12 protein-coding genes and 1 pseudogene are annotated in these 13,895 nt (G+C 67.5%); 5 read left to right on the top strand and 8 right to left on the bottom strand.

All coding sequences use genetic code 11. The annotated features are described in order from the left end of the window. Positions 1-5 precede the first annotated feature (5 nt). Entirely contained in the window at positions 6-1,199 is a 1,194-nt protein-coding gene (locus tag ACWDR3_RS06350) for an RNA-guided endonuclease InsQ/TnpB family protein (RefSeq protein WP_450351252.1), read from the bottom strand. A gap of 128 nt (positions 1,200-1,327) precedes the next feature. Between ACWDR3_RS06350 and ACWDR3_RS06355 the strand changes: the two genes are divergently transcribed. After that, the gene (locus ACWDR3_RS06355) at positions 1,328-2,728 is read left to right on the top strand and encodes an acyl-CoA reductase (protein WP_450351253.1); all 1,401 of its coding nucleotides are present in this window, start codon (positions 1,328-1,330) and stop codon (positions 2,726-2,728) included. A gap of 98 nt (positions 2,729-2,826) precedes the next feature. Continuing rightward, positions 2,827-3,366, top strand: coding sequence for a hypothetical protein (locus tag ACWDR3_RS06360; protein ID WP_450351255.1), 540 nt, complete (start codon positions 2,827-2,829; stop codon positions 3,364-3,366). 172 nt (positions 3,367-3,538) lie between these two features. On the opposite strand, the gene ACWDR3_RS06365 is transcribed toward ACWDR3_RS06360, so the two are convergent. Both ACWDR3_RS06365 and ACWDR3_RS06370 read right to left on the bottom strand, forming a co-directional pair. Then, the gene (locus ACWDR3_RS06365) at positions 3,539-5,302 is read right to left on the bottom strand and encodes a protein kinase domain-containing protein (RefSeq protein WP_450351256.1); all 1,764 of its coding nucleotides are present in this window, start codon (positions 5,300-5,302) and stop codon (positions 3,539-3,541) included. 272 nt (positions 5,303-5,574) lie between these two features. After that, complete coding sequence (locus ACWDR3_RS06370; RefSeq protein WP_450351258.1) at positions 5,575-6,282, bottom strand: NAD(P)-dependent oxidoreductase; 708 nt, start codon at positions 6,280-6,282, stop codon at positions 5,575-5,577. Between the two features lie 122 nt (positions 6,283-6,404). On the opposite strand from ACWDR3_RS06370, the gene ACWDR3_RS06375 reads away from it, so the two are divergent. After that, complete coding sequence (locus ACWDR3_RS06375; RefSeq protein WP_450351260.1) at positions 6,405-7,133, top strand: TetR/AcrR family transcriptional regulator; 729 nt, start codon at positions 6,405-6,407, stop codon at positions 7,131-7,133. A 299-nt stretch (positions 7,134-7,432) separates the two neighbouring features. Here ACWDR3_RS06375 and ACWDR3_RS06380 read toward each other — a convergent pair whose 3' ends face one another. The 3 genes from ACWDR3_RS06380 to ACWDR3_RS06390 all read right to left on the bottom strand — a co-directional run bounded on the left by ACWDR3_RS06380 (position 7,433) and on the right by ACWDR3_RS06390 (position 9,426). Continuing rightward, positions 7,433-7,816 carry a hypothetical protein gene (locus tag ACWDR3_RS06380; protein ID WP_450351262.1) on the bottom strand — a complete coding sequence of 128 codons (384 nt, stop codon included), beginning with the start codon at positions 7,814-7,816 and terminating at the stop codon, positions 7,433-7,435. Continuing rightward, positions 7,813-8,019 carry a hypothetical protein gene (locus tag ACWDR3_RS06385; RefSeq protein WP_043665140.1) on the bottom strand — a complete coding sequence of 69 codons (207 nt, stop codon included), beginning with the start codon at positions 8,017-8,019 and terminating at the stop codon, positions 7,813-7,815. Before ACWDR3_RS06385 ends, ACWDR3_RS06380 begins: the two co-directional genes overlap by 4 nt. A 138-nt stretch (positions 8,020-8,157) precedes the next feature. After that, positions 8,158-9,426 carry an MFS transporter gene (locus tag ACWDR3_RS06390; protein WP_450351264.1) on the bottom strand — a complete coding sequence of 423 codons (1,269 nt, stop codon included), beginning with the start codon at positions 9,424-9,426 and terminating at the stop codon, positions 8,158-8,160. A gap of 620 nt (positions 9,427-10,046) precedes the next feature. Here ACWDR3_RS06390 and ACWDR3_RS06395 point away from each other — a divergent pair. Beyond that, a complete protein-coding gene (locus tag ACWDR3_RS06395) occupies positions 10,047-11,291 on the top strand; it encodes an MFS transporter (RefSeq protein ID WP_450351266.1) in 1,245 nt (414 codons plus the stop codon). Positions 11,292-11,435: 144 nt separating this feature from the next. Then, positions 11,436-12,419, top strand: coding sequence for a CehA/McbA family metallohydrolase (locus tag ACWDR3_RS06400; RefSeq protein ID WP_450351268.1), 984 nt, complete (start codon positions 11,436-11,438; stop codon positions 12,417-12,419). A gap of 9 nt (positions 12,420-12,428) precedes the next feature. Here ACWDR3_RS06400 and ACWDR3_RS06405 read toward each other — a convergent pair. Then, a pseudogene (locus ACWDR3_RS06405) lies at positions 12,429-13,236 on the bottom strand (IS5 family transposase). Between the two features lie 93 nt (positions 13,237-13,329). Then, entirely contained in the window at positions 13,330-13,722 is a 393-nt protein-coding gene (locus tag ACWDR3_RS06410; protein WP_450351270.1) for a squamosa promoter-binding protein 15, read from the bottom strand. Positions 13,723-13,895: the final 173 nt, after the last annotated feature.

The following is a 13,895-nucleotide window of genomic DNA, read 5'->3' on the forward strand; positions in this document are numbered from 1 at the left end:
GATTCCTACGGCTTGCGCCGTGGGGTTTTCTGCTTCGTCGCCGACTGCCCGCCCGGAGAACTCCGTTGAGGTCTTACACCGGCTCCACAGACAGACACCGCCAGCCCGGCGGCCAAAAGGTTCCGTGCCGCGTTCACGTCACGGTCGTGCGTGATGCCGCATACGCAGGTCCAAGTGCGAACGCTGAGAGGCATCGCATGCTGCAGAGCGCCGCAGGCGGAGCACAGTTTGGAGGAGGGGAGGAACCGGTCCACCGCGACGACTTCCCGCCCGTACCAGGCAGCCTTGTACTCCAGCATGGAACGAAACTCGCCCCAGCCCGCGTCGGAGACCGCGCGGGCCAGGCTCCGGTTTTTGACCATGCTGAGCACGGTCAGGTCCTCGATCACGAGCGTTTGGTTTTCGCGCACGAGACGAGTGGTGAGCTGGTGGAGCAGGTCGCGGCGTCGGTCGGCGATCCGGGCATGGATCTTCGCGACCTTCCGCCGGGCCTTGGCCCGGTTGGCTCCCTCGCCTTTGGCCTTGCGGGACAATTCTCGCTGGGCCTTGGCGAGACGGGCACGGTCACGACGCTCGTGCCGCGGGTTGGCGACTTTCTCACCCGTGGAAAGGGCCAGCAGGTGGGTGAGGCCGACATCGATCCCGATCGCCGCGTCAGTGGCGGGAAGCGGTCCTATGGAGGGGTCGTCGCACAGCATCGAGACGAACCAGCGACCGGCCGCGTCCTGCGACACGCTCACGGTGGACGGCTGGGCACCTTCGGGCAACGGCCGTGACCAGACGATGTCCAGTGGCTCCGCCATCTTCGCCAACGTCAGTCGGCCGTCCCGGAAGCGAAAACCGCTGCGGGTGTATTCGGCGGACTTCCGCGATTTCTTCCGCGACTTGGAGCGCGGGTACTTGGCCCGCTTGGCGAAGAAGTGGGTGAACGCAGTCTGTAAATGTCGCAGGGTCTGCTGAAGAGGAACGGACGACACCTCATTGAGAAAGGCGAGTTCTTCGGTGTTCTTCCATGCGGTCAGCATCGCCGAGGTCTGGTTGTAGGTGATCCGTTCCTGCCGCGTCCACGCCTCGCTGCGGGCGGCGAGGGCAAGGTTGTAGACCTTCCGTACGCACCCGAACGTCCGCGACAGCTCGGCCGCCTGCGCATCGCTGGGATGGAAGCGATACCTGAACGCCCGCTTCGTGTCAGTGGCCATGGCTCACAAACTAACTCAGCCAAAGCCGGTGCATCCGCGAAAGGAAGCCTAGGAGCCACTTCAGCACCCCTGGGCTTCCCGATGTCACGAGGGACCGAATCCAACTCACCTGCTGCGTAAGGACACCGATGAGTACTACCACGACGTATGGCGCGCTGGTTCCAGAGACGGAGGTCGTGCACGTGGTGCGCGGCGAGGTCGACCACGGCTCACCCGTCGCGTACGGCCGAGCCGGCTCGGCTTTCACCGCACCGGCACTCGACCTCGACCGTCTCGTCTGGCCGCGCACCGAACCCGGCCCCGCCTTCCACGTGCCGGTCGCGGAGATCGTCGATCTGCTGGTGGAGACCGGCGAGGCCCTCAAAGCCGACCGCGAGGGCCTGCTCGCCGAGGCCCTCGACCGCATGGTCCGGGTCAGCCCGCTCCCCGCGGAGGTCCTCGAACGGGCCTACGCCGTACTGTGGCGCAGCTTCCAACGGCCGGGCCTGTACGCCCAGATCGACCACGAACTCGGCGGAGCGGACGTGCTCGACGGCTGGCGCGAGGTGCACCTGCCCGAGAACCGGACCGCGGCCACCCGCGCGTTCCCTCCCCGCCTGGTGCACATCATCGCCGGCAACGCACCCGGCGTCGCCGCGATGTCCGTCGTACGCGGCGCCCTCACCAAGGGCGTCAACCTCCTGAAGCTGCCCTCGAACGACCTCTTCACCGCGACCGCCATCCTGCGCACGATGGCGGCGGTGGCCCCCGGTCACCCCGTGGTGCGCTCCTTCTCCGCGGTGTACTGGCGCGGCGGCGACGAGACGGTGGAGAGCGTGCTCTTCCGCCCGCAGTTCTTCGACAAACTGGTCGCCTGGGGCGGCGAGTCCACGATCCGCGGCGCACTGCGATACGTCGGCCCGGGCTTCGAACTCGTCTCTTTCGACCCCAAGACGTCCATCTCGCTGATCGGCCGCGAGGCGTTCGAGTCGCCCGAGACCCTCGCCCGAGCCGCAGACGCGGGCGCGGCCGACGCCACCTTCTTCAACCAACAGGCGTGTGTGGCCAGCCGCTTCCAGTTCGTCGAGGGTTCCTGGGCCGACGCCGACCGCTACGCCGCCCTGCTGTGCGAACGGCTGGGCGTGGAAAGGGAGTTCAGCTCGGCCGGCGGTCCACGGGTCACCTCGGCACTGCGTGAGGAGATCGACGTCCTGCGGTCGATGACGCCCGATTACCGGGTGTGGGGCGGCTACGACGGCCAGGGCTTGGTCATCCGCTCGCCCGAACCGGTCGACTTCCACCCGGACGGAAAGATCGTCGACGTCGTCCCCGTCGGCGCGTTGACCGAAGCCGTCGCACACGCCGGAGTGGCCACGCAGACGGTCGGCGTGTACCCGGACACCCGCAAGGCGGAACTGCGCGACGCCCTCGCCTGCGCCGGAGTGCAGCGCGTGGTCTCCCTCGGCAGGGCGGGCGGAATGCCGCCGGGCCTCTCCCACGACGGCTTCTATCCGCTGCAACGGCTCATGCGCTGGGTGAACGACGAGTGACGAGTTCTCCTTGCGGAAGTGGTAACTCCGCCCGGGCGAAGGGCAGAACGGGGCCATGCGAGACGACAAGGACCCAACGAGTCCCTGGAGGTGGTGACTTGACCGTCATCGTCGGCCTGGTCCATCGGGGGCGGGTGCACATCGCCGGAGACTCGGCAGGCAGCAGCGGTTCGCAGCTCACGATCCGCCGCGACCCGAAGGTTTTCGCCAACGGTCCCTATGTACTCGGGTTCACATCCTCGTTCCGTATGGGCCAGCTCCTGCACTACGCGTTCGAGGCACCACACCCCGAAGGCGACCTCGACCGATTCATGGCCACGCGCTTCATCAACGCCGTCCGCGCCTGCCTCAAGGACGGTGGCTGGGCCCGCAAGGACTCCGAGCAAGAACAGGCAGGCGTCTTCCTCGTAGGTGTCCACGGCCGCCTCTTCGAGGTCCATGACGACTATCAAGTCGGCGAGCCCGCCGTGGGGTATGCCGCTGTGGGCTCCGGGGACGAGTTGGCCCTCGGCGCCCTTCATGCCACCGCCGAGCTCGGCCTCAAACCGCGAAGGCGGCTGACTGCCGCCCTGCGTGCCGCAGATCATCACAGCGCATACGTCTCCGCCCCGTACGCCTACGTCAGGACACCCCGCTGAACCAACCCGCGGGAGGGCGGGAGCCGGCCGGCCACGCGCCGCGGACAACGCACCAGCGCGCGCGGTTCGCCGGCGGTGCCGTTCCAGGGATCCTTGAACGCCGTGTCACCCGGGTCGGATGCGGCGACCGAGCCGCCGCAGTCCGGTACCGCGGCGGGTGGGGCGGGGTGTGTCACTCCGTGCTGCGTAGGGCGAGCCAGGTCTCGTGGCCCACGATGCCGTCGGCGTCGAGCAGCTTGTCGCTCTGAAAGCTCCGCACCGCGGACTCGGTTCCGGCACCGAAGTCGCCGTCCACGCCTGTGTTCCCGACGCCATATCCGCGCTTCGTCAGCATGCACTGCACCTGCAGCACACGCTTGCCGCTGTCCCCCAGGCGCGTGCGTCCGTTGCCGCGGTAATACGTGCAGTCCGAGATCCAGGCCGGGGTCGCGGGCTCGGTGGTGGGCGGACTGCTCGGAGAGGACGAGGGAGTCGAGTCGGCCGAGGCGCTTGGATCGGCATCGGAAGCGGAGGGAGTGCCGTGCACCGCCGGTGCGGCGGAGCCGGAATCCCCGGGGTTCGCGGCCGCGCCGTTCGGGTTCGCGGCGCCGTCGACGTTCGTGCCGGACGCGGCTCTCGCGTCCGAGGCCCCGGGTATCGGTGACAAGGCGGTGCCGCCGGGCACGGTGCGGCCGGTCGTCGTAGCGGTCCCCGGGGCGGAAGCGGCGGGCGGGGTGTCATGGCGACTGAGCACGAAGACCCCTGCGGCCACCGCGCAGACGGCGATGCCCACGGCAACGGACTGTACCGACTTTCTCCGTGCCCAGGTGCGGACCCTGCTCTCCTGGGGGCGTGCCGATGGTGTCCCGGAGGCGTCGGCGGCGGCCACCACCGGTGGTTCGAGAACGGGCGCACCAGGTTGGCCGCCCCGCCCGGCCGGTGCCGACGGCATCGCCATCGGCCGTTCGTCAGGAGACCGTAATCGGGCTTGGGATGCGACGGGGATGCGGTACAGCACCTCGTACGCCCGCTGCCGGGCGAGCAGTTGGTCGGCGAGCGGCTCGGGCCACACGGTCGATTCGGCGAGTTCCCCGGCGGCATTGGTCAAGTCCTGTCCTGTGGGCCGCCGTTCGGGTTCTTTGGCCAGGCAGGCGGTCAGTAGTGAGCCGAGTGCCGCGTCGGCGGCCGAGATCTCGGCGAGAAGCTCGGGATCCGGCTCCTCGAATGCCACCCGGTGCATTACGTCGAGTCCCGTACCGTCGCCGAACGGGGCACGTCCCGCCGCCGCGTACACCAGAGTCCCGGCGAGTGAGAACACGTCCGACGCCGTTTCGGATCTGCCGGTCCTCAAGTGTTCCGGCGACATGTAGGCCGGAGTTCCCACCCGGACACCCGTGCCGGTGATCGTGCTGGCGTCCATGGCCTTCGAAATGCCGAAGTCGATCACATGCGCGCCCTCGACGGACACCAGTACGTTGGACGGCTTCAGATCCCGGTGCACGATCCCCGTGGCCGCGAGGTCGGCCAGCGCCTGCCCCAGTTCCGCCACCAGACGCCAGACCGCGGCCGTTTCCAGGGCGCCGTGCTCCCGTACGGCATGCGCAAGATCGAGTCCCGGGAGGTACTCGGTGGCCATCCACAGCAACTTGTCCTGGAAGCCCGTGCCGCGCAGTCTCGGTGTGTGCGACGTGCTGACCTGTTCGTGCACCGACGCTTCACGCTCGAACCGGCGCCGGAAGTCCGGATCGTCCGCGTACTCCGGCCTGATCACCTTCACTGCGGCCAGACCGGGAGAGCCGTCCGCCGGACGTGCCAGATAGACCCGTCCCATACCGCCGCGGCCGAGCAGTGCCAGCGGCGTATAGGGGCCGATGCGGTCCGGGTCGCCGAGGCGTAGGGGTGAGGCACCGGTCTGCCGGACTGCGGCGGCCTCGTTCGTTGCCAAGTCCGGTGGCATCGGCCGCTGTTCTGACAAGGATCCCCCGAAGTGATGTGTGCCGTACGTCAGTTCGGCCCCAAGGGATCACGAGGCTAGCCGAGCGGTGGCGTACGTTCAGGGTTTCCCGCACTTCCGTTCCCCCGGTGGGCTGTTCAGGACGCCTCGATCAAGCCTCGCCAGGAAGGGGGCTCCTCGGCCGAAGACAGCGTTCGGCGCGCCGCTGTGCCCGCCTGAGCGAAGGCCTCGGCCGCCGCTGTGGCGGCCGAGGCCTTGGCGCAACACGTGTCTCTTCAGTATCCGATCGTGAAGCGCCTCTGCACGAACTGCGGCAGCTCCGCCTCGTCGATCAGGGCGACCGCCGCGTCCTCCGCCGAGATGCGGCTGCGCCCCTCCGCGTCGCGAACCGCTTGATCGCCCCCGGTGCGGAAGCGGCCGGTACGCTCGCCGGGGGCGATCTCCTCGGCGGGGCTGAAGTAGGTCCACAGCCGGTTCGAGGTGCGCAGGACGTTGAAACCGTCGCGGGCACCGCGCGCCGACGCCGCGTAGGCGCGGGGCAGCCCAAGCTGGTCGAGGATCTCGTGCATGCGCTCGGCCGAGTCGGCGAGCACCAGCCCGGGCTCGACCTCCAGGCTGCCTGCGCCGCCGATCACGATCAGCCGGATCCGCGGATGGCTCTCCAGCGCCTTCAACAAGGCGCGCGCCACGCTGGAGTGGGTCGTGGGGTCGGCGATCGAACGCCGGACGGTGTCCTCGAAGTCTTTGGCGGCGTTGCCGGGCTGGTAGCCGCTGATGAGAACGTCGAGGCCGGGCAGTACGGCCGTGATGCTCGCCGCGTCCAGGACGTCGACGCTCGCCCAGGTGATGTTCTCTCGCTTCTCGTCGGCCTGCGGCTGCGAGGCGTCTCGGCTCAGTGCCCTGACGTGATGTCCTCGGTCGAGGGCTTCGGTAACGACCCGGCTGCCGATGGTCCCGGTGGCTCCGACGACTCCGATGTGCATGGTTCCCCCTCTTCATGCGGATGTGAAGGCGCAATCAACCAAGTTGGATACGCCGTGCGTTTACTATACGCCGTGAAGATTGTTCACGGCATCCAATCTTGGTGACGCTGTAGAGTATGCAGGTGGCAGGTACAGCGAGCAGGGCGAGAAGCACGGGGCGACGCGAGCGGCTGCGGGCCGAGACGACGGCCGAAATCAAGAACGTGGCGCTGGTGTTGATGGCCGCTGGCGGGCCCGAGGCCATTACCCTTCGGGCCATCGCCCGCGAGATGGGCATGACGGCCAACGCCATCTACGGCTACTTCGCCACCCGCGACGACCTGATCACCGTGCTCATCAACGACGTGTACACCGAGTTGGCCGACGCCGTGGACGCCGCCTGGGAGAGCGCCTCCGCCAAGGGGCCAGCCGCCCGGATCCAGAGCTGGGCCGACGCCTTCCGCAGTTGGGCCCTGGCCAACCCCGAGGGCTTCCGGCTCGTCTACGGTGATCCCGTTCCCGGCTACAACACCCCCCACGGAGGCGCCGCCCCGGAGGCTGCCCACCGGGTCTGCGCGGGACTCACCGCGCTCGCGGCAGCCGCCTGGCCGCACGCCGAACACCTCCATGAGAGCAGCGAGTTCGGGTGGTCCGACTTCGACGCCGGGCTCGTCGACAAAGTCCGCACGGACTTTCCCGGCCTGCCGCCCGCTGCCGTCGCGCTCGCCCTGCGCCTCTGGGGGCGCCTGCACGGCCTTGTCTCGCTGGAGATCTACGGCCATCTGCGTAATCAGACGACCAATCCGGACAAGCTCTTCCGGGAGGAAGTGACCCAGCTCGTACGGTCGTTGGACATCCCGCCGCGAAGCTGAAGCATCCGCCGGGACGAGCCTGTCGGGCAGCCGCAGCAGGCCTTCTCCTCGGGAGGCCTTCGAGAGCAGTGGCTTGATCTCTGAGGCGAATGGCGGACGGGGCCTCGCCGGACTGCGGTTACACCTACCAGACGTCTTCTGCCGCCAAGCCGGACGGCTCCTTCGCGGTGTCGGCGACGGTGCAATAGACAACGACCGTGGCTGACGCCGAAGCACGACCCGTGCCGGCGGTAGTCAACCTCCAGCGCCTGGGCAGTGTCAGGGCCAAGCCCGGTCCGACCGTCCGGCCCTGCACAGTGTCACTCGCCGCGCCAGGACTCCAGCCGCTGCGCGACGGCGCGCAGATCGGCTTCCTGCCCCCGGACCGCCCGGGCGAGTTCGTACAGATCGTCGTCCTTGGCCTGGAGAGGCTGACCGGAGACGTGCATGTACTGGCTGGCGCAGGCCCAGCCGATGACCAGGTTGTAGTCGGTGAAGGGGCGCAGCAGTAGCGCGGTGTGCAGGAAAGTGGCGGCTCGGGAGGCGGCCTCTTCGTAGTACAGGACCCCACGCTCCCGCTCGAACGTGTGCCGGTCTGCCATGAACCCCAGTGCGCCCCAGTCGGCGATGGGCACGTTGAGCGGGGAGATCGCCGACTGGATCTGCAGGACCCAGCCGACATCGACACGGATGATCGGGCTCACCGCTGTCCCTCGGGAAAGCGGGCCACGACACCGGGCAGCACCCGGGCGGCTTCCTCGACCGCCCCCTCCACGAAGGCGAGCCGGTCTGCCTCCTGCACGGTCACATCGTGCACGTGCTGCTTCAGACTCCGACCCGTGAGCGCTGCCCGTTCGCGGAGCCGGGCCATCTCGTCTTCGGTGAATTCCACGTTGAGTGCAGGCATGAACGCAAGGTACCGCACTCGGTACCGGGAGCGGTACCTCGCGTCGCGTGATCCAGCACGGGGGGACGGCTGGGCGGCGCCGGGCGACTCCTGTTGTCGGGCGATGAGGATCTGGACAAAGGGGCTTTGCCGAGGTCTTCACTGTCTGCCGGCGACCATGCGCAGGGTGGGTTCGCTGCGGAGTCTTACGAAGATGACGCCCAGAGCGACGGCCTGTATGAGGGCGCAGACCAGGATGACGGTGCCGAGGTGCGCCGGCGGGGTGAGCGCTACGAGGATGCCGGCTGCGGGGAAGGGCAGCAGAAGCAGCAGCATCGTGAAGGAGAGGGTGGCGCCGAGCGCGGTGACGGGGATGATCAGCGAACGCACTGTGCGCAACACGACCGTGAGGCCACCGTCTCCCGCCATGAAGATCGCTATGAGGACGGTGTAGGAGCCGTAGGACGGAGCTTCGGCAATGGCGAGACACGCGGCGGAGGCGAGCGTCGCCGACACTGTGCCCACCCCCCAGAGGTCGAGACGGCGCACCGCAAGGCGGCAGCATGTGATCGCCAGCAAGGTCGCCGCGGCGGCGGCCGACCACATGGCGCCGACGTCGGCGGAAGAACGCCCGAAGGTCTCCACCACGATCACAGGACTGGCCGACTGGAGCAGCCCGAGGGCGAGGTTGGAACAGGCCAGCCCGGCCACCAGCCAGCCCAGGACGGGAAGCGTCAGCAGAGTATGCAGGCCCAGGCGTAGCGCACTGTTGTTTCCTGCGGCGTCGGAGCGTGCGGCGCGCAACGGGGTCGGGGGAGTCTGCAGACCGAGTACGGCGGCCACCAAGGACACCGCGCTCAGACACCCGAGCATCCATCCCGGCCCTGCCAGGAGAAGGAATCCGGCGATCAGTGGGCCGACGACCGCGGCCGTCAGGTCGATGCCGACGAGGACCGCCTGGATTCCATGAGACCGCGTTTTGTCCCGCCGGGTGGCGATCGCTCCGACTGCTTCATTGGCGACGAAACCGAACTGGGAGAGGGTGCCGGTGACGGCCGCCAGAGACAGCACGACCGCGGTCTCGGACGTGCCCCGCGGAAGCATGAGCAGGGCGACCGCCGCGAGTGCCACCACTGTGGCGCGGGCGAGGGAGGCGATGAAGCAGACGATTGCCGCGCCCCGGCGGTCCACGGCACGGCTGGCCGGGACGAACGCCACGATCCGCGGAGTCCACTCCAACGCGAACGCCAGGCCGGTCAAGGACGGGGAACCGGTAATGGTGAGGACCAGCAGCGGCATGGCGTACGTCGCCATGGAGAACGCCAGCGCGTCACCCGCGCGCGGAGCATAGATGCGCCGAAAGGGACTGCCGGACGGAACGGCGGCATGCCGACCGGCAGGCAGGTTCTCGTGCACGGTGATGGCCACGAAAGAGGGAAGCTTTCGATGAGATGTGTCGGAGACGAGGAGGAATCCCGGTCACTTGTGGGGAAAGGCGTGAGGGGAAAGGGACCAGGTTGCGGCAGGTTCTCGTGGGATTGGCCAAGGCGGTCAGAGGGGGACCGAGTTGCATCTGCGCTCATCACGCGACACGCGAGGTGACCTGGCCTCCACTTCTGGGAAGGAAGAGCAACTGGCGTGCAATCACCGGCATTTGACGATCGGACTATACCGCTCTCAAGGTGACGTGGCATATACGGTCTGGGATTCTTCCGTCGGAAACGAAATGCCCATCTCCGGCCTAAAAGGGCCTGGCTGCAAGATATGCGGTTGTATCAGGCCGATACCGGTGGCCACTCTCTCAATACGGACGCGACCCCTGCTGAAGTGCAGGGCTTGCCGATGTCAGGTGGGCCGGTGGGTGAGCTCATCGGTGTGGCCGACGGACGTCCGGTGCTCGACCAGCTCACCCCTGGCCCCGGGGCCGCGCGAGTTGCCCGGCACGGAATCTCCTCTTTCCTCACCTGACGCAGAGATGTACGTTTGTGCGTACTTTCTTCGATTCGCTATGCCCTCGGCTGCCGCACGTTTGGATCGACCCTGTAGTGATGGACCTGGCCACGCGTCGCCGTCGTACGGCGTTGTTCCTTCTCTTCCTCGTGCCGGGTCTGTCGATCTCCTCCTGGGTGACACGAACCCCCGACATCAGAGACCAACTGGGCGCCTCGACCGCGCAGATGGGCATCGTCCTGTTCGGCCTGTCGGTCGGCTCCATGCTCGGTGTCCTCGGCTCCGGTGCGCTGGTGGCGAGGTTCGGGACCCGGCCGGTCATGGGTGTGGGGACTGTGCTCGTCATTCTCAGCATGGTGGTGATCGGCTGCGGAGCATGGTGGTCGTCCGCGTCCGTCGTCATGGCGGGGCTCTTCCTCTTCGGCGCCGGCATGGGTGGGGGCGAGGTTGCGGTCAACGTCGACGGCGCCGACGTCGAGCAGATCACCGGCCGAACGGTCCTGCCCACACTCCACGGATTCTTCAGCCTCGGAACCGTGGTTGGAGCTTCGCTCGGCATTGTGTGCACCGCTGTCGGGTTCCCCGTGCAGTGGCACCTGGCCACCATCGCGGTCGTCACCGCGGCGATGTTCGTCTACGCCCTGCGGGCCATCCCCAAGGCTGTCGGCAAGACCGTTGCCACCAAGCAGACCGGCACCGCGGAAAGGCCGCAGCGTCCGGCGGTCTGGAAGGACCGGCGCCTGCTGCTGATCGGCGGCATCATCCTGACGATGGCGCTGGCCGAAGGCGCCGCCAACGACTGGCTGCCCCTGCTCATGGTCGACGGACACGACATGGACCCCGCCCTGGGATCCGCCGTCTACACGGGTTTCGCCGCCGCCATGACCATTGGTCGCTTCGGCGGAGGCTTCTTCATCAACCGCTACGGCCGCGCTCCCGTCGTGCGCGCCAGCGCGATCTCCGCCGCCCTCGGCCTCTCCGCCGTCATCTTCGTCGACAACGGACTCATTGCCGGAGCGGCCGTCCTCCTCTGGGGACTGGGCGCGTCCCTCGGGTTCCCCCTCGCGCTCTCCGCGGCCGGTGACTCCGGGTCCGACTCGGCCGCACGGGTCAGCCTCGTCGCGATGATGGGCTATGTCGCCTTCCTGGTGGGACCTCCCGGCCTGGGCTTCCTCGGCGACCACTACGGCCTGCGCGCAGCGATGATCGTCGTCCTCGCCTTCGTTACCGTCGCGATCTTCCTTGCCCCCGCCGTCAACACCCGCCGCACAACACCGACGAGCCCCACGGGCGGCCCCCAACCTGCACCGGCAGACGAACACCACGGCCGCACCGGTCACTGAGTACCTGCTGTCTAACTGATCGTTTCAGAATGAGATCGTGATCTCGACTTCTCGGCGACACAGATCTCGTTGATGCCACGGAACCGGTTGCTCTTCTTGCACGTTGCCTCGACAGGCCTATGAGGGGGAAGAACCTTGTCGAGCTTGAGCTTCCCGCCGGTGCGGGCGGTCGGACGTGGGGCGACCTGGTACCGCGGCGACAGCCATATCCACTCCTTGCGCTCGGACGGAGGAGAACTCACTCCGGAAGAGTTGGCGCTCCGAGCCCGCGCTGCCGGGCTCGACTTCATCGCGACGACAGAGCACAAAGCCGCTGCGGAACCAGGTGCATGGAGGCATCTGGCCGCTGATGACTTCTTGATTATTCTCGGCCAGGAAGTGACCACGAAGACCGGGCACTGGCTCGCGCTCGGCCTTCGTCCCGGCCAGTCCGTCGACTGGAACTATGGGGTCGGAGACGAACGGATCGATCAGTGTCTGGACCAGGTCCATCGGGTGAGAGGCCTATGTGTAGTGGCGCACCCGCATGCGCCCTACGCATCGGGCGACTTCATGTACCCCTTCCAGGGCTTCGACGTGGTGGAGGTATGGAACGGGTCATGGACTTCTGACCAGCCCTGGCAGGCTGACAACGAGGTTGCCCTGGCCGAATGGGGGCGGAGGCTCGCAGCCGACATTCAGTCGGGTTCGTGGCGGCCGGCGATGGGCAACAGCGACACGCACTTGGAGGGGCAGATTGGCATCCCTCACACGGTGGTCTTCGCTGAAGAGTTGAGCACGGAGGCGATCCTGGCGGGGATTCGCTCTGGCCGGACCTGGATTGCCGAGTCGGCAGCCGTGGAGGTGTCGTTCACGGCCCATTTGGAGGGCCGCATCGCCGGAGTGGGAGAGCGACTCGCAACACATGGTGGGCAAGTAGAGGTCCGCGCAGTGGTACAGGGCGTGCCAGCGGCGACTGTCAGTTTCCACACCGATCGAGAGAAGGTCCACCACGCGGTCGTTCCGGGTGATGGAGCAGGTCTGGTGCAGTGGTACACGACGGCCGAGGACTCGGCGTTCGTCCGCATCGAGGTCCGCCATCCCGACGGGACCGTCGCCGCACTCACCAATCCGATCATCCTGTTCTGACTGATCGCTTCATTGCGCGGTGCGCAGGCGACGGAGGCAGATGAGGCTGCAGGCCAGTTCGAGCAGGCCCTGGTGCAGGTCGGCGCGTCGTTCATTGCGGATCCGAAGTCGCTTGAACTGGTGCAGCCAGGCGAAGGCGCGCTCCACCACCCAACGCACCTTGCCGAGCCCGGAACCGTGACCGACGCCGCGTCGGTCGATCAGCGGCTTGATGCCGCGCTTCCACAGCAGTCGGCGGTGCTTGTCGAAGTCATAACCTCGGTCGGCGTACAAGCGTCGGGGCTTGCGGCGGGGCCGTCCACGCAAACCCCGGATCGGCGGGACCGCGTCCAGTAGGGGTAGAAGCTGGGTGACATCGTGCCGGTTGCCGCCCGTGAGGGTCACGGCGAGCGGGGTTCCGTGCCGGTCAACGATGAGGTGGTGCTTGGAGCCGAGTCGAGCCCGGTCGACAGGCGAGGGGCCGACGTGATCCCCCCTTTGAGTGCTCGGACATGCGAGCCGTCCACGGCGCAGTCGTTGAGGTCCAGCAGGTCGGCGCGGCGCGCTCGTTCAACAGGACGGCGTGTAGGCAGGGCCAGACGCCGGCCTCGGTCCAGTCCCGCAGTCGGCGCCAGGCCGTGACTCCCGAGCAGCCCACAGTTTCCGCCGGGACGTCCCTCCGGGCGACGCCGGTCCGCAACACGTACATCACACCCGCGAGCGCTGTCCGATCGGGAACACGCAACCGCCCTGGATGACGGCGGCGCCGCTCGGGTGCCGGTGGCAGCAGCGGAGCAACCCGCTCCCAGAGGTCGTCGGGAACAGGATCCGAAGGCACATCTGACACCTTGCCGACCTAGATCATCGAGTACAAGGGCAACAGCACATGACGTTCGATGAGAAGCTCTGCGTGAGCCACAGGTCCGGCTCATCAGCCCAGGTAGAAGCCCTCGCCCTTCTCGTTGGGCTGCAGCGGTGCAAACTGCCGCAGTTCGCTACCCCGGATCATCCACATGCGGAAGAACCCCTCCTCCTGATCCATAACCAGGAGCTGTACCAGGTGCGGCTCGCACCACGGCATCTCGAACACACGCTGCTTGAGGGCGTCGAGGTTGGCATGGTTCACAGCACCCGCCCACACCTCGCACTCGGGATGCTTCCAGCCACCCCATTGGTCGGTCTCAGGACTCGTGAGCAGCTTCAAGAAGCCGACCCCGTAGACCTCCGGTTGAGCACGACGAGGGGCATCCGTCCGCAGCCACTCGCTCAACGCCTCCACACTTGCGCTGTCAGCCAGGTCTACCGAAATCATCACGTTCGCCACTCAACTCATAGCGAGCGTTGTACAGCAGCAGCCAGCGTCCCTGCCTGACTTTTCCCTGGCACGTCAACGTGCCTACCTGCTCTCCCACGGTCCTGCACTGCTCATCCTGAAACGATCGGAAAGTCAAGACGAGGAACTTGTGCGGGTGCCTGTCTCTGAGCCCGCGGTTGCGG

The organism is Streptomyces sp. NPDC001002 (genome assembly GCF_053599215.1).

Excerpts from the sequence above, each read along its gene's own strand:
- ACWDR3_RS06395 (WP_450351266.1), top strand. The coding sequence starts at position 10,047 with ATGGACCTGGCCACGCGTCGCCGTCGTACGGCGTTGTTCCTTCTCTTC.
- ACWDR3_RS06355 (WP_450351253.1), top strand. The coding sequence starts at position 1,328 with ATGAGTACTACCACGACGTATGGCGCGCTGGTTCCAGAGACGGAGGTC.
- ACWDR3_RS06350 (WP_450351252.1), bottom strand. The coding sequence starts at position 1,199 with ATGGCCACTGACACGAAGCGGGCGTTCAGGTATCGCTTCCATCCCAGC.
- ACWDR3_RS06370 (WP_450351258.1), bottom strand. The coding sequence starts at position 6,282 with ATGCACATCGGAGTCGTCGGAGCCACCGGGACCATCGGCAGCCGGGTC.
- ACWDR3_RS06365 (WP_450351256.1), bottom strand. The coding sequence starts at position 5,302 with ATGCCACCGGACTTGGCAACGAACGAGGCCGCCGCAGTCCGGCAGACC.
- ACWDR3_RS06385 (WP_043665140.1), bottom strand. The coding sequence starts at position 8,019 with ATGCCTGCACTCAACGTGGAATTCACCGAAGACGAGATGGCCCGGCTC.